Raw genomic sequence first — 22,358 nt, forward strand, 5'->3', positions numbered from 1 at the left:
CCTCGGTGACGGACTCACCGAGCTCCGGCATCTCTACGTCGGTGGCGTCACCAGAAGCAGCAGGGGCCTCGGACTCAGCGTCCTCAGCAGGCTTGTCCGGAGTCTCCTCGGCCTTCTCGGAGGAATCCTCCGACTCCTCAGCAGCCGGTGCGGACTCGCCCTCGTCACCGATGATGGCGATGACCTCGCCCACGTCTACGGTGTCATCTTCCTCTGCCTTGATTTCGAGGATGGTGCCGGCGACCGGGGACGGGATTTCGGTGTCGACCTTGTCGGTGGAGACCTCGAGCAAAGGCTCGTCGACCTCAACGGTGTCGCCGACGGACTTCAGCCACTGGGTAATCGTGCCTTCGGTTACAGATTCGCCCAGTTCGGGCATCACAACAGAGTGTGCCATAAGTATTAAGACTCCTCGAAAGTTGGAATTATTGAAACGCTAGTGTTCGATTCTACAGCGTGTTTATAAAAGGCGCGCACGGGTGGGGTGAATTAGGGCATCCTCCGCACGAAGGGGCTCAAGGATGCCTCCGGTAGGCTAAAGAGCCATGTTCAACCCCTTCCGCCGCAACAGCTCTAAGTCCCAGCTGCGCCCGCCCCGCGCACCGGGGGAGACGATTCGCGCAGAAGACGCCCGGGAGCTTCAAACCTGGGCACAGGGACGCGCATATATCGAGGCCTTCGTTGAGCCGGAAACCGTGGTCAACGAGATGTCCGTGGTCGTAGTTGATGAGAACGGCGCCTTCATCCGCCGCCGTATCGGCGGGCCGAAAGGGATCGATGCGGTAGCCAAGCTGCTTCGATGCGATGTCTATGACGTCGAGGAGACCGGCTATCCGCAGCGCATGCGTGAGCGCATTGAACGCGAGCGCATCCTGCGCAAGAGGGAAGAGCAGCGTGAACGCCGCGAGCGCTTTGAGAAGCGCCAGCAGCAGAATAAGGACTAGTCCTTCACGATGGTTGCGCCCGCATCCGCGAGCTCGGCAAGCGCGGCGGCGCCACGGGACTCATCGACAGGTGCGCAGTAGCGTGCCAGAACGCGGACGGCGAAGCCTTCCTTAACTGCGTCGAGCGCCGTGGCCCGCACGCAGTGATCGGTGGCGATGCCAACGATGTCCACGGCGGTGATGTTGTGCTCGCGCAACCAGTCTGCCAATGACACACCATCGGCCGCGCCTTCGAACCCGGAATACGCAGCGGTGTATTCGCCTTTGCGGAAGTAGGCTTGGGCGGCGCCGATGGATTCGTGCATGGCGGCGCCAAAGGAATCGGCAACGCAGTGCACTGGCCAGGAATCGACGAAGTCGGGCGATTCGGAGAAGTGGCTGCCTGGATCGATGTGCCAGTCCTGGGTAGCTACGACGGTGTCATAGCTAGGCTGAAGGGCACCGATGCGGTCGGCCACCTCGTTGCCTTTTTCGGTGGCAAGTGCGCCGCCAGGGCAGAAGTCATGTTGGACGTCAACGATGATGAGTGCAGGCTTCATACGCGGTAATTCTATAGGCTGGATGCCGATGAAATCACCGATTCCTTTTTATCTACAAAAAATCCTCGACCGCGTTCACGACCACGATTCCGGCGAGGTCGCGGACTATATCCCGGAGCTGGCCAGCGCAAACCCTGAGCAACTCGGCGTAGCCCTGTGCTCTGTGACGGGGCACCTGTACAGCGCTGGCGATGCGGAGAACCGCTTTACCATCCAGTCCATCTCAAAACCCTTCGTCTACGCGCTCGCTTTGAGTGAGTTGGGCTTAGATGCGGTGCGTGATGTCGTCGGCCTCGAGCCCTCTGGGCAGGCTTTCAACGAGCTTTCCCTAGCCAAAGACCACCGTCCGGTAAACCCGATGATTAACGCCGGCGCCATTGTGGTCAACCAGCTCATCAACGGTGTGGATTCCTCCGTGGAGGACCGCGTGGAAAAGATACGTAGCTTCGTCTCGCAGCTGGCGGGGCGCGAGGTAGACGTCGATAAGCGCCTGTGTGACTCCGAGCTCGAGCACGCCGAACGAAACCTTTCGCTCGCGCACATGCTGCGTTCTTATGAGATCATTCAGGACGATGCTCACGACGCGGTACTGTCCTATACCTCGCAGTGCGCGCTGTCGGTCGACGTGCGCGACCTCGCCGTCATGACCGCGACCTTGGCCAATGGCGGGCGCCAGCCGGTGACGGGGGAGAAGATTCTGGACGCCGATGTGTGCCGCATGACCTTGGCAGTGATGAGTTCGTGTGGCATGTATGACGGCGCGGGGCGGTGGATGGCGGAAGTGGGAATCCCCGCTAAGTCGGGTGTGGCCGGCGGGCTCATTGGTACGCTGCCGGGGCAGATTGGTGTGGCGACGTTCTCGCCGCGCCTCGACGAGCAGGGAAATAGCGTGCGTGGCACCGCGATTTTCCGTGAGCTCTCCTCGGACATGGGCCTGCACCTGATGTCCACGGAGAACCGCTTCGGCGTGCACCCGGTGCGCAGCGTCGACGAGGATGAAGAGACCGCGATTATCCGCCTGCAGGGTCACATCAACTTCACCGCCACGGAGGCCATCCTCCACGAGCTGGAGGAACGCCAATTCTCCGGCAAGCGCCTAGCGCTGGACTTCTCGCAGGTTTCCGGCCTGCACACGGTGGGCCGGCGCATGCTCAAGGAAGGCCTGCGCCGGCTGCGCGAGGGCGGCAACGAGGTGGCGCTTGTCGACGATAACGGGGTCGTCACCGACCGCGCCATGTCCGACGGCACCGTCCTCCCGCTGGCGGACAAGGAGGACTACGTCATCGCCGGCGAAGAGGTGTGAGCGGCCTGAAGCCGCACACACGAGGGGCCGAATTGAAGCCGCCCACACGAGATTAGGACTCGGAGATCTCGCGCAGCGTTGCCACCACGGTGCGCACCGGTACGCCGGTGGCGCGCTTCGGGGTGTAGCCGCGCGGAGCGGAACCGTTCCAGGAGGGGCCGGCGATATCGATGTGTGCCCACTCGATGCCTTCGCCTACGAACTGCTTTAGGTAGGTGCCGGCGAACTCCATGCCGCCCTCGCGCTTGGCGTTGATGTTGCGGATGTCCGCGGCCTGGGACTTAATCTCCTCGTCGTGCTCCTCCAGCAGCGGCATGGCCCACGCGTTTTCGCCCACCTCGCGGCCGATTTCGGCGATGCGATCGCGGAAGACCTCGGAGCCCATAACGCCCGCTGTGCGAGAGCCCAGCGCCACGATCTGCGCGCCGGTAAGAGTAGCGGTCTCGATGAGGTAGTCGGGCTTGTCCTCGCTGGCGCGCGCAATGGCGTCGGAAAGCACGAGGCGGCCCTCGGCGTCGGTGTTGAGCACCTCTGAGGTCAGGCCACCGTAGTGGGTAATGACATCGCCCGGGCGGGTGGCGCCAGAGCCCGGCATGTTCTCAGCCAGCGGCAGGGTAGCGGTGATCTGGACCGGCAGCTTTAACCTGGCAGCCGCGATAATGGTGGCAGCCATGGCAGCCGAGCCACCCATGTCCGAGATCATGTCCCACATACCGTTGCCCGGCTTCAAGGAAATACCGCCGGTATCGAAGGTGATGCCCTTGCCCACAAGAGCCACGTGCTTCTTGGCCTTCTTGGGCTTCCAGCTCAGGCGCACCAGGCGCGGCGGGCGGGCCGAGCCCTTACCCACAGCCACGATGCCACCGAAGCCCTGCTTTGCCAGCTGCTTTTCATCGAGCACCTCGACGTCAAGCCCGGCTTCCTTGGCCTGGCTGGAAATGATGGCGGCGTAGGACTCCGGGTAGAGCTCGTTCGCCGGGGTATTCACCAAGTCACGGGTGAACAAGACAGACTCTGCCACGGTGCGAGCGGCCTCGAACTCCTCGGAGGCGGACTTATCAGCCACGACGACGAAGGTTGCTGGCTGTTCCTTCTTAGTGAGCTCGGTGGAGCGGATGCCGCGGTAGGCGTAGCCGCCAAGGATGAGGCCTTCGACGGCGGCGCTCACACCGAAGTCCGCGAGGGTGGTCACGATGGTGCCCACGCCAGTCGTGGCACGGGCGGCGCTGCCTGCGGCGCGGCGCAGTGCTTCATCGTCGAGTTCCTCGACGCCGCCCAAACCCAGCGCGATGACCTGTGCGGCGCCCGCCTTTTGCGGGGCGGGGACCTTCACGATTTCCCCAGCCTTGCCCGTCGCCCCCACTGCGGTGAGCGCCTCATACGTTGAGTGCAGCGCCGAAGAGCCGAGTAGGGAGGTACCCGGCACCTCGAGCCCATCCTCGCCAGCAAAGGTTGCGATCAACAGGGCGTCCGCCTGCTTGGGGGCCTTCTTGGCCAGCTCAACGGTGGGGAAAGAGCCGCGTGCGGGCAATTCGAACGTGGTAGAAGCCACGATGTCCTCCTTGAGAAAAGTGACAATGGGATACTCCTCACACCCTACCCGTGTCCATGATGTGGAACGCGTCAGGGGCGATGCGCTCAAGGGGTGACTACGCCGCTAAGGCATTTCTGCATATCTATAGGTGTTGGGGGAGTACGCTATGAAACATGTTGAATTACACCGTGACGCGAACTGAAAACCCCACCTCCCCGGAGCGCCTGCAGGAGATTTTGGCTAACCCGGGCTTTGGCAAATACTTCACCGACCATATGGTGACGATTGACTGGACCGAGGACAAGGGATGGCATGACGCGCAGGTGCGCCCCTACGCGCCGTTCAGCATGGATCCAGCGTCGACCGTCTTCCATTACGGCCAGGCTATCTTCGAGGGCATCAAGGCCTACCGCCAGCCCGATGGCAGCATCGCCACCTTCCGCCCGGAGCAGAACGCACAGCGTCTGCAGGCTTCCGCGGAGCGTATGGCTATGCCGCAGCTCCCGGAAGAAGAGTTCATTGAGTCCCTGCGCCAGCTTGTCGACGTCGACCAGGCCTGGGTCCCCGAAGCCGGTGGCGAAGCAGCTCTGTACTTCCGCCCCTTCATGATCGCTACCGATGTGTCCCTGGGCGTGCACCCGGCACACTCCTACCGCTATGTCGTCATCGCCTCCCCGGCCGGCGCGTACTTCTCCGGCGGCATCAAGCCGGTGTCCGTCTGGCTATCCACCGACTATGTTCGCGCCGCTCCCGGCGGCACGGGTGCGGCCAAGTTTGCCGGCAACTACGCGGCCTCCCTGCTCGCCCAGGCGCAGGCAGCGGAGAAGGGCTGCGACCAGGTGGTGTGGTTGGACGCCCTCGACCGCACCTACATCGAGGAGATGGGTGGCATGAACCTGGCCTTTGTCTACGGCGAAGAGGGCAACCAGACTCTGGTAACCCCGGCGTTGTCGGGTTCGCTGCTGCCGGGCATTACCCGCAAGTCCCTGCTGCAGGTGGCCGAAGATATGGGTTTGAAGGTCGAAGAGCGTCGCATCACCTACAAGGAGTGGGAGCAAGACGTTGCTTCCGGCGCGATGGTGGAGGCCTTTGCCTGCGGTACCGCTGCCGTCATTACCCCGGTGGGCCACGTCATGGGCACCGATACTGACTTCCACATCAACAACGATGAGGCAGGGGCCACGACGATGGCTTTGCGTGAGCGCCTCACCGGTATCCAGCGCGGGTCCGTTGAGGATACCCACGGCTGGCTGCACACGCTGGTGGAGGCTTAGAGCGCAATTCGCTTAGGCAAGCTCGGCGGCCAGCTGCACCAGCGGCAGGGCCGCGAGCGCGCCGAGGGGGAAACCTTCACTTAGATTCAAATCGAGTAGCGGTTCAATCCCGAGCTCCTTGAGGGCGAGGGCATACGCCGGTTCGGGGGTCGTGCTTCCCGCGCGCAGCCAGCCTTTCACGCCGGGGGCGGTGCGCTCGGCGAGGACGGCGGCGGTGGCGGCCAGGGGGCCGTCGATAAGCACCGGCGTCCTCCGCGCTGTGGCTTGGGCGATGAAACCCACTAGTGCTGCCACACTCGGGGTGCCGATGGTCTGCACAACTTCCCAGCCCTCCAGGTTGCGGGCGCGGAACATGCAATCACGGACAATGCTCACGCGGGTCTTCCACTGTGCATCCGTAATACCGCTTGCGAGCGTATTCGTCCCCACGATGGCCACCGGTTCGGTGTGGGTAATCCGGCCCATAAGGCTTGCGGCGACGGTCGCGTCATCGATGCCACGAGCCGACGCTATGAGTAGATCCGAACCGGAATCGATCTCGCGATCTGCGGTGGCCATGCCCACATCGATGAAGGATTCGAACTCCACAGGGGTCATGGCGGCGGAAGTGGCGCCAGGCTTAGCGCTGGCGGACTCTGCGCTGGTGCACTCGACGAAGTCTATGCCTGCCCCTGCGCGCTGCGCAGCGCTGAAGAGGTTCTCGCGCCACCGTTCCTCATCAGCAGGGGAGTGTTGCGTGAGCGCGCCGGCATCGGTCGTGTCCACCGCGATAGCGGGATTGCTGAGAAAAACAATGGCGCGAGGGCGCTGAAGTGGCTTAGCCTGCTGAGAATCCTGGGCTGCCGTCAACCACGCGGCAATCTCTGCCACGCGGTTTGGTTGTGCTGCGGTTGAAGGGCGCAGCTGGGGAACGGCGGTGAATTCAGGCATGTGTCCTCCGGTCTAGACGGTGGCTCCGCGCTCCACCTGCGGGCGCGGGGTGCGCCACTTACGCGGCTGGGAGGCACGGGAGTACGCGTAGAAGCCTAGGCCAAAACCGGCCTCGGTGGTGCCGGGGAACTTGAGACGTACGGCGTTATTGCACTTGCGCGCGAGCCAGAAGCCCTCGACCGCGAAGACCACGATGACCGCCATGGCGCCGATAGAAATGATCTGGGACAGGCGCGGGTCCCGGGTGCTGACGAACATGAGCACCAGCAGCACGATGGCAAAAGGCATGACCCACTCGTTGATGAAGCGGCGGGAATCTACCCAATCACGCACGTAGCGGCGGACCTCGCCCTTATCGCGGGCGAGTAGGTAGCGCTCGTCGCCAGCGGCCATGCGCTCCTGTGCCACCTTGTTGCGCTCGCGGGACTCTTGGCGCTCTTTGCGCTTGTATTCCTTCCACTCCTGCTTGGACATGGAAGCCTTGAGCTCCTTGCGGTGCTGGTAGCGCTGCGCCTCCGACATTCCTCGGGGATCGCGCTTGACGCCGCGGGCGATTTCCTGCGCATCGCGCTTGGGCGTAGGGCGGCCCTTCGGCGGCGTGTAGCCCTTGCGGTGCGGTTTCTCGGCGGCGGGTTGCTCTTCCGGCGCCGGGGTTTGTTCGGCGGGTGAAGAGGTCTTGTCATCTTTTTGCCACGGAAGTTTCACGCTGTTTAGCGTACAAGGTCGCACGGACATACTGGGAATAGGCCCGCGGGAGCCGGCGTTGTGGCAAGAGAGTACGACAGTGTTCGACTGCGAGGCATCCTTTATTCCTCTCTTGCGAGGGGGTAGGGTGGGCTCCAGAAAATTCCGTATATATAAGAGGAGAAACCATGACCGCTCCCGCGTCTGCAACCGGAGTTATCCTGACCGAGGCCGCTGCTGCCAAGGCAAAGTCTTTGCTTGAGCAGGAAGGCCGCGATGATCTCTCGCTGCGCATCGCCGTCCAGCCGGGTGGCTGCGCTGGCCTGCGCTACCAGCTCTACTTTGATGACCGCACTCTGGATGGTGACAAGGTGGACACCATCGGCGGCGTTAACCTCGTCGTAGACAAGATGTCCATCCCGTACCTCACCGGTGCCAAGATTGACTTCTCCGACACCATTGAGGCACAGGGCTTTACCATCGATAACCCCAACGCTGGCGGTTCCTGCGCTTGCGGTGACTCCTTCAATTAAAGTCACATAGACGATATGCCGAAGCCCTCGCCATGTGGCGAGGGCTTCGCTTTTTATTCTTCAATCATTTCGGTACCGGTTTCCCGGTACCGTTTCCTACTTCTGGAAGTTGGACAGAAGAGGGTGGGCGCCCCTAGAGCTTTACGGGATAATCGCGCTGCTCAATCTTGGGGTCGATGCGCTCTTCCACGAAGACACCGTGCCAGATCATGAAGGACAGAACCGTCCACAGGCGGCGCGAGTGATCGGATACTCCGTCGCGATGCTCCTTGAGCATCTCCAGGACTTCCTTCTTGTCGAAGATGTCCTCGGTCTGAGATTCCGTGATCTGGTCCTGGGCCCAACCGTAGAGTTCATCGCCTGCCAGCCAGTGGCGCATGGGAACTGGGAAGCCCAGCTTCTTGCGGTGTAGCACGTGCGGCGGGACGATCTGCTCCATGGCCTTGCGCAGCGCGTACTTGGTGGTGCCGTGCGAAATCTTGAGGTCATAGGGGATGGTCTCCGCGACCTTAAACACTTCCTTGTCAAGGAAGGGCACGCGCAGCTCGAGCGAGTTGGCCATGTTCATCTTGTCGGCCTTGACCAAGATATCGCCGCGCATCCACGTAAACAGGTCGAGGTGCTGCATGCGGGCTACGGGGTCGAAGTCCTGAGACTGCGCATAAATCGGCGCGGTCACCTCGCGGTGGTCCCATTCCTGTTTAGCCCAGGGCAGGACGCGCTGGAGCTGCTCGAAGTTGAAGGAACGAGCATTTCCGTAGTAGCGCTCCTCCATGGTCATGGAACCGCGGTTGAGTAGGGACTTGCCCTTCATTCCTTCGGGGAGCACCTGCGAGAGCTTGCCCAAGCCGCGGCGCAGTGGGGAAGGAATCTTCTCAAACGGAGCCAGTGAGAGCGGTTCCTTGTAAATGGTGTAGCCACCAAAGAGCTCGTCTGCGCCTTCGCCGGAAAGTACCACCTTGACGTGTTTGCGGGCCTCTTGGGCGACGAAGTACAGCGGAACGAGGGAAGGATCCGCAACGGGATTGTCCAGGTACCACATGATCTTCGGGACGGCGTCGGCGTACTCCTCGGGGGAGACAATTTTGACGATGTGCTCCACACCGATTGCCTCGGCAGACTCGGCGGCGACATCCACCTCGGAATAGCCTTCCCGCTCGAAGCCAGTAGTGAAGGTGAGCAGGTTCGGATTGTGGCGCTTGGCCAAGGCCGCAATGGCAGTGGAGTCAATGCCGCCGGACAGGAAGGAACCTACGGTTACATCGGCACGCATGTGCTTCTCGACGCTATCCTCCAACGCCCGTGCAATCTTGTCGAAGAGCTTTTGCTCTTCGCCCTGCTTAACGGGCTGAATAGGGAAGCGAGGCTTGAAGTAGCGCTCAGACACGACCTTTTCGCCGGGACGAAGAGTAACGGTGCAACCTGACTCGACGCGGCGAATATTGGCGTGGAGGGATTCCGGTTCCGGCACGTACTGCAGGTCGGTGTAGTGCTCGATGGCGCGCTTATCAAGGCTGAGATCTAGACCTAGCGAATTGGCCATCGAGAGGATGCACTTCATCTCGGAGGCGAACACCGTGCCGGCATCCGTGGTGGCGTAATAGAGGGGCTTGATGCCGAACTGGTCTCGGGCGGCGAACATCGTGCGCGTTTCGGTGTCCCAAATGACGAAGCCAAACATGCCACGTAGGTGCTCTACTACGTCCTTGCCCCAGTGATGGTAGCCGACGACGATGGGCTCACCATCGCCCTCGGTGTTAAAGGTGTAGCCGGCGGCGATGAGCTCTTCGCGCAGCTCGACGTAGTTATAAATCTCGCCGTTGAAGGTGAGGGCGTAGCGCTGTGGGTTGTCTTCGGGGCCCCAACGCAGCGGCTGGTGGGAGTGCTCGAGGTCGATGATGGACAGGCGGTTAAAGCCAAAAGCCGCCTCATCGTCATGCCAAGTACCAGCAGCGTCGGGGCCGCGATGGCGCATGCACTGGAGGGACTGCTCGAGTGCCTCCACGTGTTGAGCGGCGTTGCGATCGGCGCTGAGCAGCGCGCAGAGTCCGCACATAAACTTGCTTCTCCTTATATATCAAGGTCTATCCTCGACACACTTTACGGCTGGAGTTCGGCGATTTGCGAACCCCGCGCCGCGTTCCCCGTTAGGGTGCGAACTTTCGGATGATGTACAGCAGTACGCCTTGTGAATTGAGTCATAGGTGGAAGGGGGAGGGTGGGGTAGCTGGTGTGACCTTGCGCAGGTGGGCCGGTAACATCCCGTACGTTCACTATTTATAGAGCGGAACTAACACCTGATCAGTCCAGCGAAAGGGTCTGAAATTCAGGCACGATCCTCTATCCTGATTGGGTAGGAATGCTCTGTGAGTATTCGAGAAGTTTGTGTGCACAGAAAGGCAGAACACACGTGGGACAGCGTAAGCAACGCAACCTCGGCCGTAAGGCAGGCTTGGCGGGCGTTATCGCTCTGGGCGGTCTAGCTCTGGCAGGTTGTGACGTCGCAGCGCCGACGGCCGTTGAAAATCTCCTAGGTATGGGTTGGCCGAAGGGTGTTACCCCTGAGGCTCACTCGATGTACAACTTCTGGATCTGGGTCTGGGTTGCTGCATGGATCATCGGCTTTATTATGTGGGGTCTCTTCCTCACCGCCATTTTCCGTTGGAGCGCGAAGAAGGCTGAGAAGGCTGGCAAGGGCGAGTTCCCGAAGCAGCTGCAGTACAACGTGCCGCTGGAGATGGCTTTGACCATCATTCCGATCCTTATCATTATGGGCCTGTTCTTCTTCACCGTTCAGGCACAGCAGAAGGTTACGGCCTTGGATAAGAACCCTGAGGTCACCGTTGACGTGACTGCCTTCCAGTGGAACTGGAAGTTTGGTTACGCCGAGAACAAGGTTGATGGCGAGAATTACAATGGCGCCGATACTGAGCGCCAGAAGCTCGCTGAGGAATCTGCTGTGGATCCAGAGGGTACTGCGAACCCCAACCCGATTCACGGTAAGTCCATGGGCGACATTTCCTACCTCAACTTCAACAAGATTGAGACCGTCGGTACCACCGAAGAGGTTCCGGTTCTGGTTCTCCCGGTAGACACTCCGATTGAGTTCCGTCTTGCCTCCGGTGACGTTTCCCACGCATTCTGGGTTCCGGAGTTCCTGTTTAAGCGCGATGCCTACGCACACCCGGAGAAGAACTCCCAGGAGCGTCGCTTCCAGGTTGAGAAGATTGAGGAAAAGGGTGCCTTCGTCGGCCGCTGTGCTGAGATGTGCGGTACCTACCACTCCATGATGAACTTCGAGATCCGCACCGTTGACCGCGCGGACTTTAACGAGTACCTCAAGTTCCGTGAGGAGAATCCGCAGGCAACCAACGCCGAGGCCCTTGAGTACATTGGTGAAGAGCCTTACGCAGTTACCACTACTCCGTTCAACTCGCTGCGCGATACCCGCGATGCCGACAACTTCGTTGACACCTCGTCTGCGGCATAAGAAAAGGAACTGATACACAATGCGTGCAACATCTAAGGTCTTTTACGCAATTGCGACCTACCTCTTCGTGTCGCTCATCGTCTACATCATTGGTGTTAACTACGTCAAGGATGATGGCTACCTATACGGCACCGAGTGGGTCGGCATCGTCGGCATGGTCCTTGCCATGCTGCTCTGCATCATGCTGGGCGGCTACCTCCACTTCACCGATAACCGCGTTGACGTCACTCCGGAAGATTGGGAGGAAGCGGAGACTGAAGACGGAGCTGGTATTCTCGGCTTCTTCTCTCCGAGCTCCATTTGGCCGCTGTGCATGACCGGCTCCATCGCGGTGCTGGGTCTTGGCATCATCTTCCTTTACTTCTGGATGATTATTCTGGGTGCTGTCTTGCTCGTGACGTCCGTTACCGGCCTGTCCCTGCAGTACGGTCTTCCGAAGGAAAAGCACTAAGGCTTAGCCACTCCTGCCGCGCGATTTAGCGCCACGACTTCTCACGCCCCTGCCACACAACGTGGCGGGGGCCTTGTCGATCTTCAAGGCGTCGCGAAGCGTTGCAAAAAGTTCCCGGAGGCCCCAAAAAAAATTTGTGTAGCCCGGCAGACTGGGGAAGGGCTTGGGGTACCAGGATGGCTGGGAGCAGGTCGGCCGTAGGAATTCCAGCACGTTAACGTGCGTTTTTACGGGGGTCATCCGAAAGTTGCAGTCCTGCACTTACGCGGCCGAGCGGGGGTGTGATTTATCTCATTAGGGCACGTCATGGGGAAGTAGCTCTGGCGGACGGGCTCCGGGTAGTTGACGTGCTTTGAATGCTTGCCGTCTTCGTTAGTACGTTGCACTACCTGCAGGGATGGGGCGTCGTAAAGCGCGGTGAAAAGTTCCCAACTATTTCCTGAATGATTTGGGGACTCAGGACGAGCTGAAGATAGTGAAGGTCTATGCTCTGGCCTCAAAAAAATCGGGGGGAAATGAGATGACTTATGCGGCTAGACCAGCCATACTGTTATGCGTGACGAGCGTAGTTTCTAACCAAGGTATGGCAGCACCACGTGTTGCCGCGCTGAACCGACCCAACATGGTCAGCGTTGGCACCATCGTGTTCCTGTCTCAGGAATTGATGTTCTTTGCTGGACTGTTCGCGATGTGGTTCACCTCGCGTGCGAACGGCCAGGAGGGTGACTGGGCTGAGCACACCGCGCACATCAACGTGCCGATGGGCTTCATCATTACGACAGTCCTGGTTCTTTCCTCCGTGACCTCTCAGTTCGGCGTGTTTGCAGCAGAAAGGGGTGACGTATACAAGCTCCGACTCTGGTACTCGGTGACCATCGCGTTGGGTGTTGTCTTCCTAGGCATCATGGCGTTCGAGTGGACAGAGTTGATCATGGCTGGTGTCACTGTTCAGTCCAGCGTGTTCGGTTCGGTCTTCTACATTCTGACCGGCTTCCACGCGGCTCACGTGACTGCGGGTCTGATTTCCTTCGGAATCATCTTGGCGCGCATCGCCCGCTCCAAGTTCACGCCTGCACAGGCCACCGCGGCAATGGCAGTGTCCTACTACTGGCACTTCGTTGACGTTGTGTGGATCGGCGTGTTCGTAGTCATCTACCTAGTTCAGTAGGCCGTAGTCGCCGGGGAGCAACCGGCCTACAGCCATTCATTTCCATGTACGAGTTATCTAAAGGAAAATGATGGATAACATCCAGCAGCCCGCCGCAGTGGAAGACACCACTGCCGCGGCTAAGAAGACCCGCCGTCGCCGCAAGGCGAAGCGCACGCTGGCTGGCGTCTTTGCGCTGAGCATCGGCCTTACCGGCGCTGGCGTCTTGGCTTCTGCCTTGACCCCTGACGCGCAGGTGGCTACAGCCGCAAAGGATGACCAGGCACTCGTTCAAGAGGGCAAGGACATCTACGAAGTCGCTTGTATTACCTGCCACGGCGCTAACCTGCAGGGCATCCAGGACCGCGGCCCGTCCCTCGTTGGCATTGGCGCCGGCTCCGTGTACTTCCAGGTTCACTCCGGCCGCATGCCGATGATGTCTAACGACGCTCAGGCTGAGCGCAAGACTCCGCGCTACACCGAGCAGCAAACCCTGGCGCTTGCCGCTTATGTTGCTGCCAACGGTGGCGGTGCCGATATCGTCTACAACGAGGACGGCTCCGTTGCGCAGGAATCCCTGCGCGGCGCTAACTACAACGGGCAGATTCAGGCAGAGGACGTAGCTAAGGGTTCTGAGCTCTTCCGCATGAACTGCGCGTCCTGCCACAACTTCACCGGCAAGGGCGGCGCGCTGTCCTCCGGTAAGTTTGCCCCGCCGCTGGCTCCGGCCAACGAGCAGGAGATCTACCAGGCAATGCTGACCGGTCCGCAGAACATGCCGAAGTTCTCTGACCGTCAGCTGACCGCAGACGAGAAGAAGGACATCATCGCCTACCTCAAGTCTGCAAAGGAAACCCCGTCCCCGGCCGGCTGGTCGCTCGGCGGTCTCGGCCCAGTGGCTGAGGGCCTGGCAATGTGGATCATCGGCATCAGCCTTCTGTGCGTTGCCGCTATGTGGATTGGATCTCGCTCATGAGCAACGTAAAGAAGAATTACTCTCGCAAAGAGCTCGATGCTATGAGCAACGACGAGCTCGCAGCGCTCGGCACCGAGCTTGACGACGTCACCGTCGCATTCCGCAAGGAACGCTTCCCGGTCGAGGGTGACCCCGCTGAGAAGCGCGCCGCCGGCAATGTCACCTTCTGGCTGTTCATTTCTGTACTGATGGGCATCGCCTTCCTTGGCGTTTATCTCTTCTGGCCGTGGCAGTACAAGATGCTGGGGGAGGACGGCCTATGGTGGCACACGCTCTACACCCCGCTGCTGGGCCTGACTTCCGGCCTGTGCATTCTGGGCCTGGGCTTCGCCATTGTTCAGTACGTCAAGAAGATTCTCCCGGAGGAGATCTCCGTTCAGCGTCGCCACGATGGTCCTTCCGAAGAGGTTGACCGTCGCACGCTGACCGCGCTGCTGAATGACTCCTGGACCACCTCGACCTTGGGTCGTCGTAAGACCATCATGGGTCTGCTCGGTGGTGCTGGCGTTCTCTTCGGCCTTACCGTCATCGCTCCGCTCGGCGGCGCTATCAACAACCCGTGGAAGAAGCGCCACGACCTGGACTACACCGGTGACGGCACCCTGTGGACCTCCGGTTGGACCATGCACGAGAAGGGCGTCAAGCTCTACCTCGCTCGCGACACCGGTACCATCGCCGAGAAGCACGAGGGTGAGTCCGGCTCTCACTACACCACCCGCGGTGTCACCCGCCTGGTGCGTGTGCGTCCGGAGGACCTCGCTGCCGGTGGTATGGAGACTGTTTTCCCGTTGGCTGCTGAGGACGTCAACGATGGTGCTGAGTACTCCGAGGATAAGGATGTCTACACCAACCACATGCACTCCATCCATGGCAACCGTAACGCCGTGATGCTCATCCGCCTGCGCAACGATGATGCCAAGAAGGCCATCGAGCGCAAGGGTCAGGAAGACTTCCACTACGGCGATTACTACGCCTACTCCAAGATTTGTACCCACATTGGTTGCCCGACCTCGTTGTACGAGGCTCAGACCAACCGCATTCTTTGCCCGTGCCACCAGTCGCAGTTCGATGCACTGCACTACGGCAAGCCGGTCTTCGGCCCGGCCGCCCGTGCGCTGCCGCAGCTGCCGATTGACGTGGACGAAGAGGGCTACCTCATTGCAAAGGGCAACTTCATCGAGCCCGTCGGACCTGCATTCTGGGAGCGTAAGTCATAATGAGTAACAAACTTGCACAGATGGGTAACAACATGGACGAGCGGTACTCCGCTGCCGGCGTCCTGCGTACCCAGCTCAACAAAGTCTTTCCCACTCACTGGTCCTTCATGCTCGGTGAGATGGCACTGTACAGCTTCATCATCTTGGTGCTGACCGGCATCTACTTGGCGCTGTTCTTCGATCCTTCCATCACGAAGGTCATCTACGACGGCGGCTACACTCCGCTGAACGGCGTCGAGATGTCCCGCGCTTATGCAACGGCGCTGGATATTTCCTTTGAGGTCCGCGGCGGCCTCTTCGTCCGCCAGATGCACCACTGGGCAGCACTCATGTTCATGATGTCCATGATTGCCCACATGCTGCGCATCTTCTTCACCGGTGCGTTCCGTCGCCCGCGTGAGGCAAACTGGATTATCGGTTGTGCGCTTATCCTGCTGGGCATGGTCGAGGGCTTCCTCGGCTACTCCCTTCCGGATGATCTGCTCTCCGGTGTTGGTCTGCGAATCATGTCCGCCATCATCCTGGGCCTGCCGATCATCGGTACCTGGCTGCACTGGGCTATCTTCGGTGGCGACTTTCCGTCCGACCTGATGCTGGACCGCTTCTACATCCTGCACGTGCTGGTTATCCCGGGCATCATTCTGGGCCTGATTGCAGCTCACCTCATCATGGTCTGGTTCCAGAAGCACACCCAGTTCCCTGGACCGGGCCGCGCTGAGAACAATGTTGTTGGCGTCCGCATTATGCCGGTCTTCGCCACCAAGGCCATTGGCATGGGCATGATGGTTGCCGGCGTGCTGGCACTCATCTCCGGTCTGATGACGATTAACTCCATCTGGAACCTTGGCCCGTACAACCCGTCTCAGGTTTCCGCTGGTTCCCAGCCGGATATTTACATGCTGTGGACTGACGGTGTTGCTCGTGTCATGCCGGCATGGGAGCTTTACATCGGCAACTACACGATTCCGTCCGCCTTCTGGGTTGCACTGCTCTGTGGCTTGATGGTTGTGTTGCTGTTTGCTTACCCGTTCATCGAAAAGAAGCTGACTGGTGACGACGCCCACCACAATCTCTTGCAGCGCCCGCGCGATGTCCCGGTTCGCTCCGCTATCGGCGCGGCTGCCATCACGTTCTTCCTTCTGGTGACGCTGTCCGGTGGTAACGACCACGTGGCTCACTTCTTCCAGATCTCCCTGAACGCGATGACCTGGGTTGGCCGTATCGGCCTCATCGTCCTGCCGCCGATCGCTTACTTCATGACCTACCGCATCTGCGTTGGTCTGCAGCGCTCCGACCGTGAGGTCCTGGAGCACGGTATTGAGACTGGCGTTATCAAGCAGCTGCCGAATGGTGCCTTCATTGAGGTCCACCAGCCGCTTGGCCCGGTGGATGACCATGGCCACCCGATTCCGCTCGAGTACTCCGGTGCCGCGGTTCCGAAGCAGCTCAACCAGCTTGGTCTGGCTGACTCCGAGACGCAGGGCATCTTCTCTTCCGATGACCCGTCCATCGTCTCCCGCGTCAATGAGATTCGCCACGAGAACCACGCTGAGGAAGCGGAGATGTTCCGTCAGCTCAACGAGGCTAATCGCCGCGAAGACGAGGAGAACGGCCGCATCTAGCGCCTTCACTCGCTGAAACACGCTCACAAGAGCCCGTGCTCCTTTCCAATACGAGGAAAGGAACACGGGCTCTCAGCGTTTCTGTATCCGCTTTGTAGCGCTGTGACGGGCGGGTAGGACGCAGCGGTGGGTCCTGTACCGGCAAAGCGGCCTAAAGCCTTGCCAGAGTTGGGTAGAGCGGCTGCGGTTGACTCTCCGTTAACTGTGAATCAACTTTGCCCCCTAATGTCACGCAAGGTGGCTGATCTCTGGTGGGGTGAGGAATAGTACTGGGGGTCGGTGGAGGAATCTGCTAAAAGTCCATAGCATTTCTTGATTCTTTGGTGGTGTTTTAGGAGTGCACTGTGGGTAGGTTGGGGCATTTGATGCCCGGCATTACCGGTGCGTGACGAAGGTTACATCATTATTTTTATGGCGAATTCTGATTCCGGTCATGCGCTAATGGTCTAGCGGTCTCGCGTTGGCTGGCGACCCTGTTGTGGCAGGTTGTTGCCCGTATCTTCTGGTGGGTAGTGTGTATTGGAGTCGAGGCTGCGCGGGGGATGTCTTTTAGGTTTCCGTTTGATAACAGGACGGTAACGAAGCCGGTTTTGCGTTTCCGACTCGACATTGCTTGTGATGATTTCGTAACCTATTCGAGACATTGAGTTACCGACACGGTGTACACATCACCGGTGCTCAATACGAACTGAAGATTTACGCGCCGCGTCTGGCCCCTCCTAAAACCGGGGGCCGAGCGGAGATGGCTCTACAGGAATGGGTCATCGTCGAACGCTAGGCCCGCACCTTGGGTCAGAGCTTTTGCCCGCGTCATCAAGAAGGTGAATGAATGATTCGCCGTCTTGGCGGGCGAAGTAGGCGCATAGGAAGATTTGGAGTTTAAATTCGTGGCTAAGCACCGTCGTCAGGGCAATGTGAACACCCGTCGCATCGCATCTACCGCTGCTATCGCAGCAACCGCAGCTGTTACCGTACCGGCTGCCGCCAACGCAGCCGAGGTCGTTGTTCCGGACACCGACATCCGCTTTGAGGTTGCCGGCCTGGAGAATGTTCCTAACATTCAGCAGCTGCCCAACGTTGATCGCTACATCCCTGCCTTCAAGGCAAACCAGGGTGGCGGCTACGCCGCTGCTGTTGAGTCCCCGGCGGCACCGGCCCCGGCGCCGACCCAGTCCGTGGGCGAGAAGGTTCTTGAAGCCGCTCGTTCCGCCATCGGTTCCCCGTATGTCTACGGCGCTAACGGCCCGAGCGCCTTCGATTGCTCTGGCCTGACCTCCTGGGCTTACCAGCAGGCTGGCGTGTCCATCCCGCGTACGTCCCAGGCGCAGGCATCTGCCGGCACCCCGGTGTCCCTCGATGCGCTGCAGCCGGGTGACATCATCGTGTACTACTCCGGTGCATCTCACGTTGGCATCTACACCGGCCATGGCACCATCATTGACGCTCTGAACTCCGGTACCCCGGTGGGTGAGCGTTCCCTGAACTACATGCCGATTCACTCCGCAGTTCGCTTCTAAGCGCACTCGGTAATCGTCCTAACCCCTTCCGCCGCTCTTGCCATGTTGATAGTGAGGGTGGGGAAGGGGTTCGGCTATTCTTGTAGCCGTTATGTTTTTGCTCGACTGAGGGTATAATTCAGTTATCTATTAACCTTCTCTAAGTTTCGGGGGTATCCATGTCGCGTCGTGGCCTTGCGTGTGCGGTCGCTGCACTTGCCTTGAGCACGGTTCCAGTTGCCGTCCTTTCACCGTCGGCTGTGTCCCAGGAGGTTTCTCCGGAGCAGCAGCAGGAAGGCGCTCCGCAAGCGGAGGATCCTGAAGACCTGCCCGGCCTCATTGAGCGCATGGCGGACGTTGCCCAGCGCGTGTCTGCCAAGGGTGAGGAAGTCAAGGGACTCGAGGATGAGCTCGCTGAGTCGGAGAAAGAGATCGGCGAGCTGGAATTAAAGGCCGAGGAGGCACAGCGTACTTCCGAAGACGCCTCAGCTGCCGTGGCCGAACAACAGGAACGCATCGATGCTCTAGCGCATAAGCGCTACCGTAGGAATGTCGCTGCAACGTCGGTCTCCGCCGCCCTCAATGCAAATGACGTGGCCAGTGCGGTAGAACGGATGGGCTATCTAGGTGCCCTATCCAAGGCCGCGAAGCGTGAGGAAGGCGCAATGGTCGCGGCTTCCGCAGCGGCCGATGACGCGCATCAAGAGGCAGTTGATGCCGCCGAGGAGGCACGCCATAAGCGTGACGAGCTGCAGGTAAAGCGTGACTCGGTGCTGAAAGAAAAGGCCGAGCTGGAAGAACAACAGAAGGCACTTGAGGCCACCGTTGATGGCTTAAGCCCAGAAGCGCGTGAGGCATGGGTCCAGCGCTTCGGTGGATCCTCCGACCTTGACTTGGCTGCGCTGGCCGATGGCTCCGGGTCTGCCGCTGTGGAAGCCGCTCTCAGCCGTATTGGCGCCCCGTATGGCTGGGGCGCAACGGGTCCTGATGTTTTTGACTGTTCTGGCCTGATGGTGTGGAGCTATCAGCAGATGGGCAAGAGCATTCCGCGCACCTCGCAGGCGCAGCTCGCCGGTGGTACGCCGGTGCCGCTGGACCAACTCCAGCCCGGCGATATTGTGGGCTATTACCCCGGCGTTACCCACGTGGGAATGTATATCGGTGATGGCCAGATTGTTCATGCCTCCACCTATGGCGTCCCCGTGGCCGTGGTGCCGCTGAATTCCATGCCGGTGGAAGGTGCCGTACGCTATTAGGACATGGCGCGCACACTCCTCGTCACCAATGACTTCCCGCCCACCATCGGCGGGATCCAGTCCTATCTTCGAGATTTTCTGGCGACCCTCAACCCGCAGGATGTCGTGGTTTTCGCCTCGACTCAAGACGGGGACGCCGCTGCGGAGTATGACTCGACGCTGCCCTATACCGTGGTCCGCTGGCCGCGCTCCATCATGCTGCCAACGCCTGCTACGGCCCGCCAGATGCAGCGCCTCATCCGAGAACACGATATCGAGGCCGTGTGGTTTGGTGCTGCGGCCCCACTCGCGCTCATGGCGCCAGCAGCGCGTGCTGCGGGAGCGCGCCGCATCGTAGCCACAACGCACGGGCATGAGGTGGGGTGGTCCATGCTTCCTGGGGCAAGGCAAGCCTTGCGCAGGATCGGCAAGTCTTCGGATGTCCTCACGTATATCTCGGACTACACGCGCAACAGGTTGGAGCCCGCGTTCGGCTCGGGTGCGCGGTGGGTTCATTTGCCCTCGGCGGTCAACCTGGAGGATTTCACGCCAGCTACCGCAGCAGAGAAGCAGGCGGCCCGTGCGCATTTCGGGTTGGGCCCCGGCCCAGTAATTGTCTGCATCTCCCGTCTGGTCCCGCGTAAAGGTCAGGATCAACTCTTGCGCGCTATGCCAGCGGTGCGTGGGCGAATTCCAGATGCGCAATTACTCATTATCGGACGCGGCCGCTACGAGCCGACCTTGCGTGAACTTGCGCATCTGTACTGCCCAGACGCCGTGATTCAGGAGGCGCGGGATACGGCGGAATTGCGTTTGGCCCTCCATGCGGCCGATGTATTCGCCATGCCTGCGCGCACACGAGGTGGCGGACTCGACGTCGAGGGACTCGGCATTGTTTACCTCGAGGCGCAGGCGGCGGGGCTGCCAGTGGTTGCTGGAGATTCCGGCGGAGCACCGGAAACGGTGACTCCGGAAACAGGGCTCGTTGTGCGCGGGTCTTCGGTACCGGAGCTCGAGGAGGCACTGTGCACGCTGCTTGGCGATGCCCCCCGGGCCCACCGTATGGGGGCAGCCGGGCGCCGCCACGTAGAGGAGCGCTGGACGTGGGAAATCATGGGCGCACGATTGCGCGAGATTCTTGAATGTGATCGAGGGCAAGCCGGGGTATATCCTACTAGTCATGCTTGAACACACTCCCTCCGCTGAAGACGGCCGCAGTGGCCTCACCATCGGGTTCGATATTGGTGGAACAAACCTGCGCGCTGCGGTGATTGATCCCGCCGGAGAGATTGTGGATTCGATGAGCGTGCCTACGGCCATGGAAGCGCGAGAGCTCGAAGATGACATCGTGCGTTGCGTCGACAGCCTCGCAGCTTCTCATGACATTGATGCCGTTGGGCTTGCCCTCGCAGGGTTCTTGGATCCCGAATGCGAGATTGTGCGTTTTGCTCCGCATTTGCCGTGGCGGGACGCCCCAGTGCGTGAAATCTTGAGCAAGCGCTTGGACGTTCCTGTCCGGCTTGAGCACGACGCCAACTCGGCCGCGTGGGGGGAGTGGCGCTTTGGTGCAGGACGCGGGGCGAAGGAATGGGTTTTCTTCGCTGTCGGTACCGGCATTGGAGCCACGCTATTTAATGACGGCACGATCTACCGCGGAGCTTTCGGCACTGCCCCTGAGTTTGGGCACCTCGTTGTTTCACCGGGCGGACGCCAATGCTCGTGCGGAAAGCGCGGCTGCCTCGAACGCTACGCGTCCGGAACCGCTCTGCCGGACACCTGCGCGGATCTGCGCGGTGACTTTGAAACCACCCTCCCGGAGAATCCCTCCGGCGAGGAGATCACCGCGGCCGCTCGCCGGGGAGATCCGCTAGGTCTGGCTGTCATGGATAACTTCGGACAGTGGTTGGGGCAGGGACTATCCATGGTGGCGGATGTCCTTGATCCCGAGCTGATCGTCATCGGCGGTGGGGTATCCAAGGACGCGGATCTGTTCCTAGATCGGGCACGGGAAGCTATGGCTAGCCAGATTGTCGGGGCCGGTCACAGGCCTCTGGCCCGAGTCGCAACCGCGAAACTGGGTTCCGCGGCGGGTATGATTGGTGTCGCTGATCTCGCCCGCCAGGAGCACCGAGGTTAACACCGCACATTTTTCTTTCAACGGACAGTGTGGCCTGTTCGGCATAAACAGATAGGACTATAAGCGATGCGAAACAAGTGGTACTGGGCCTTTAAGCACATCTTTTTTGGCCCGGCCCTTCGAGTATGGAACCGCCCATGGTCCGAAGGAATGGATCGCATCCCGGAATCCGGTTCGGCTATCTTGGCATCCTCTCACCAAGCCGTCATGGATTCTTTCTACTTCCCCCTGTTGTGCCCGCGGCAGATTACTTTTCTGGCTAAGAGCGAGTATTTCACCACCCCCGGTTTCGTTGGCGGCCTGCAAAAGTGGTTCTTTAGCTCCGTGGGGCAGGTACCGATTGACCGCGTCAATAAAGACGCGAGCGACGCCATGCTAGCGAGCGCGCAACGCATTATCGGCCGTGGGGATCTCTTTGGAATCTACCCGGAGGGAACTCGTTCGCCCGATGGACGCATTTACAAGGGGCGCACCGGCATGGCGCGCATCGCGTTGACCACTGGTGAGCAGGTAATTCCCATCGCCATGATTAATACCCGGAAGGCAAACCCGATCGGTTCATGGATCCCGCGCCCGGTTCGCGTCGGCATGCGCGTGGGTGAGCCCATCGACCCCCAGGCGTGGGCCGCTGAACGCAACCTTGATCCTCAGGACCACGCTACTGCGCGCGCCTTCACGGACTACGTGATGAAGCAGCTGGCTGAGTTGGCGGGTAAACCCTATGTCGACGTGTACGCCTCCGATGTGAAGGCCTCTCTGCAAGCTGGACACGGCTACCCGGAAGGGGCCGAGCCCGGTTCGGAGGCACGGTAGTCAGTGTCTTCTTCTCTAACCAAACGCCTGGCG

Annotated in this window: 21 protein-coding genes; 15 read left to right on the plus strand and 6 right to left on the minus strand. The window is 60.3% G+C overall.

Going from position 1 to position 22,358, the window contains the following annotated elements:
• Positions 1-397, minus strand: a 397-nt coding sequence (locus HMPREF2760_RS05705; RefSeq protein WP_305764413.1) for a biotin/lipoyl-containing protein, incomplete at its 3' end; no start/stop codon positions are given.
• A gap of 148 nt (positions 398-545) precedes the next feature.
• Between HMPREF2760_RS05705 and HMPREF2760_RS05710 the strand changes: the two genes are divergently transcribed.
• Positions 546-944 carry an oxidoreductase gene (locus HMPREF2760_RS05710; protein WP_070596816.1) on the plus strand — a complete coding sequence of 133 codons (399 nt, stop codon included), beginning with the start codon at positions 546-548 and terminating at the stop codon, positions 942-944.
• On the opposite strand, the gene HMPREF2760_RS05715 is transcribed toward HMPREF2760_RS05710, so the two are convergent.
• The gene (locus tag HMPREF2760_RS05715; RefSeq protein ID WP_070596817.1) at positions 941-1,483 is read right to left on the minus strand and encodes an isochorismatase family protein; all 543 of its coding nucleotides are present in this window, start codon (positions 1,481-1,483) and stop codon (positions 941-943) included. The two genes, HMPREF2760_RS05710 and HMPREF2760_RS05715, sit on opposite strands and share 4 nt — an antisense overlap.
• Positions 1,484-1,511: 28 nt before the next feature.
• On the opposite strand from HMPREF2760_RS05715, the gene HMPREF2760_RS05720 reads away from it, so the two are divergent.
• Positions 1,512-2,786, plus strand: a complete 1,275-nt coding sequence (locus HMPREF2760_RS05720) for a glutaminase (protein WP_070596818.1) — start codon at positions 1,512-1,514, stop codon at positions 2,784-2,786.
• A gap of 52 nt (positions 2,787-2,838) precedes the next feature.
• On the opposite strand, the gene HMPREF2760_RS05725 is transcribed toward HMPREF2760_RS05720, so the two are convergent.
• Positions 2,839-4,338, minus strand: coding sequence for a leucyl aminopeptidase (locus tag HMPREF2760_RS05725; RefSeq protein WP_070596819.1), 1,500 nt, complete (start codon positions 4,336-4,338; stop codon positions 2,839-2,841).
• A gap of 155 nt (positions 4,339-4,493) precedes the next feature.
• On the opposite strand from HMPREF2760_RS05725, the gene HMPREF2760_RS05730 reads away from it, so the two are divergent.
• The gene (locus HMPREF2760_RS05730) at positions 4,494-5,594 is read left to right on the plus strand and encodes a branched-chain amino acid aminotransferase (protein WP_070596820.1); all 1,101 of its coding nucleotides are present in this window, start codon (positions 4,494-4,496) and stop codon (positions 5,592-5,594) included.
• Positions 5,595-5,606: 12 nt separating this feature from the next.
• Here the strand turns inward: HMPREF2760_RS05730 and HMPREF2760_RS05735 are convergent, their stop codons facing one another.
• Both HMPREF2760_RS05735 and HMPREF2760_RS05740 read right to left on the minus strand, forming a co-directional pair.
• The gene (locus tag HMPREF2760_RS05735; protein ID WP_070596821.1) at positions 5,607-6,524 is read right to left on the minus strand and encodes a nicotinate-nucleotide--dimethylbenzimidazole phosphoribosyltransferase; all 918 of its coding nucleotides are present in this window, start codon (positions 6,522-6,524) and stop codon (positions 5,607-5,609) included.
• A gap of 12 nt (positions 6,525-6,536) precedes the next feature.
• Positions 6,537-7,229, minus strand: coding sequence for a DUF3043 domain-containing protein (locus HMPREF2760_RS05740; RefSeq protein ID WP_070533389.1), 693 nt, complete (start codon positions 7,227-7,229; stop codon positions 6,537-6,539).
• A 167-nt stretch (positions 7,230-7,396) separates the two neighbouring features.
• Here HMPREF2760_RS05740 and HMPREF2760_RS05745 point away from each other — a divergent pair, with 167 nt between their 5' ends.
• Positions 7,397-7,741 carry a HesB/IscA family protein gene (locus HMPREF2760_RS05745; protein ID WP_070512402.1) on the plus strand — a complete coding sequence of 115 codons (345 nt, stop codon included), beginning with the start codon at positions 7,397-7,399 and terminating at the stop codon, positions 7,739-7,741.
• A gap of 133 nt (positions 7,742-7,874) precedes the next feature.
• Here HMPREF2760_RS05745 and asnB read toward each other — a convergent pair whose 3' ends face one another.
• Positions 7,875-9,797: an asparagine synthase (glutamine-hydrolyzing) gene (gene asnB, locus HMPREF2760_RS05750; protein ID WP_070596822.1), complete on the minus strand. Its 1,923-nt coding sequence runs from the start codon at positions 9,795-9,797 to the stop codon at positions 7,875-7,877.
• Between the two features lie 354 nt (positions 9,798-10,151).
• Here asnB and HMPREF2760_RS05755 point away from each other — a divergent pair, with 354 nt between their 5' ends.
• The 11 genes from HMPREF2760_RS05755 to HMPREF2760_RS05805 all read left to right on the plus strand — a co-directional run bounded on the left by HMPREF2760_RS05755 (position 10,152) and on the right by HMPREF2760_RS05805 (position 22,325).
• Positions 10,152-11,231, plus strand: a complete 1,080-nt coding sequence (locus tag HMPREF2760_RS05755) for an aa3-type cytochrome oxidase subunit II (protein WP_070596823.1) — start codon at positions 10,152-10,154, stop codon at positions 11,229-11,231.
• Between the two features lie 19 nt (positions 11,232-11,250).
• Positions 11,251-11,682: an aa3-type cytochrome oxidase subunit IV gene (locus HMPREF2760_RS05760; RefSeq protein ID WP_070561953.1), complete on the plus strand. Its 432-nt coding sequence runs from the start codon at positions 11,251-11,253 to the stop codon at positions 11,680-11,682.
• 556 nt (positions 11,683-12,238) lie between these two features.
• Positions 12,239-12,850 carry an aa3-type cytochrome oxidase subunit III gene (locus tag HMPREF2760_RS05765; protein ID WP_369815732.1) on the plus strand — a complete coding sequence of 204 codons (612 nt, stop codon included), beginning with the start codon at positions 12,239-12,241 and terminating at the stop codon, positions 12,848-12,850.
• 67 nt (positions 12,851-12,917) lie between these two features.
• The gene (locus HMPREF2760_RS05770) at positions 12,918-13,805 is read left to right on the plus strand and encodes a cytochrome bc1 complex diheme cytochrome c subunit (protein ID WP_070519807.1); all 888 of its coding nucleotides are present in this window, start codon (positions 12,918-12,920) and stop codon (positions 13,803-13,805) included.
• Positions 13,802-15,022, plus strand: coding sequence for a cytochrome bc1 complex Rieske iron-sulfur subunit (locus tag HMPREF2760_RS05775; RefSeq protein ID WP_070596824.1), 1,221 nt, complete (start codon positions 13,802-13,804; stop codon positions 15,020-15,022). The genes HMPREF2760_RS05770 and HMPREF2760_RS05775 overlap by 4 nt, the downstream gene beginning before the upstream one ends.
• Positions 15,022-16,644, plus strand: coding sequence for a cytochrome bc1 complex cytochrome b subunit (locus HMPREF2760_RS05780; protein WP_070596825.1), 1,623 nt, complete (start codon positions 15,022-15,024; stop codon positions 16,642-16,644). Before HMPREF2760_RS05775 ends, HMPREF2760_RS05780 begins: the two co-directional genes overlap by 1 nt.
• 887 nt (positions 16,645-17,531) lie before the next feature.
• Positions 17,532-18,161: a C40 family peptidase gene (locus HMPREF2760_RS05785; protein ID WP_070533388.1), complete on the plus strand. Its 630-nt coding sequence runs from the start codon at positions 17,532-17,534 to the stop codon at positions 18,159-18,161.
• 158 nt (positions 18,162-18,319) lie between these two features.
• Positions 18,320-19,396, plus strand: coding sequence for a C40 family peptidase (locus tag HMPREF2760_RS05790; protein WP_070596826.1), 1,077 nt, complete (start codon positions 18,320-18,322; stop codon positions 19,394-19,396).
• A 3-nt stretch (positions 19,397-19,399) separates the two neighbouring features.
• On the plus strand, positions 19,400-20,563 hold the full coding sequence (locus HMPREF2760_RS05795; RefSeq protein WP_070596827.1) for a glycosyltransferase family 4 protein: 1,164 nt from the start codon (positions 19,400-19,402) through the stop codon (positions 20,561-20,563).
• The gene (locus HMPREF2760_RS05800; protein ID WP_070596828.1) at positions 20,556-21,512 is read left to right on the plus strand and encodes an ROK family protein; all 957 of its coding nucleotides are present in this window, start codon (positions 20,556-20,558) and stop codon (positions 21,510-21,512) included. The genes HMPREF2760_RS05795 and HMPREF2760_RS05800 overlap by 8 nt, the downstream gene beginning before the upstream one ends.
• A gap of 66 nt (positions 21,513-21,578) precedes the next feature.
• Positions 21,579-22,325, plus strand: a complete 747-nt coding sequence (locus tag HMPREF2760_RS05805) for a lysophospholipid acyltransferase family protein (protein WP_070561939.1) — start codon at positions 21,579-21,581, stop codon at positions 22,323-22,325.
• The last annotated feature ends 33 nt before the right edge of the window (positions 22,326-22,358 follow it).

This window comes from Corynebacterium sp. HMSC065D07 (genome assembly GCF_001810695.1).
GTDB lineage: Bacteria > Actinomycetota > Actinomycetes > Mycobacteriales > Mycobacteriaceae > Corynebacterium > Corynebacterium hesseae.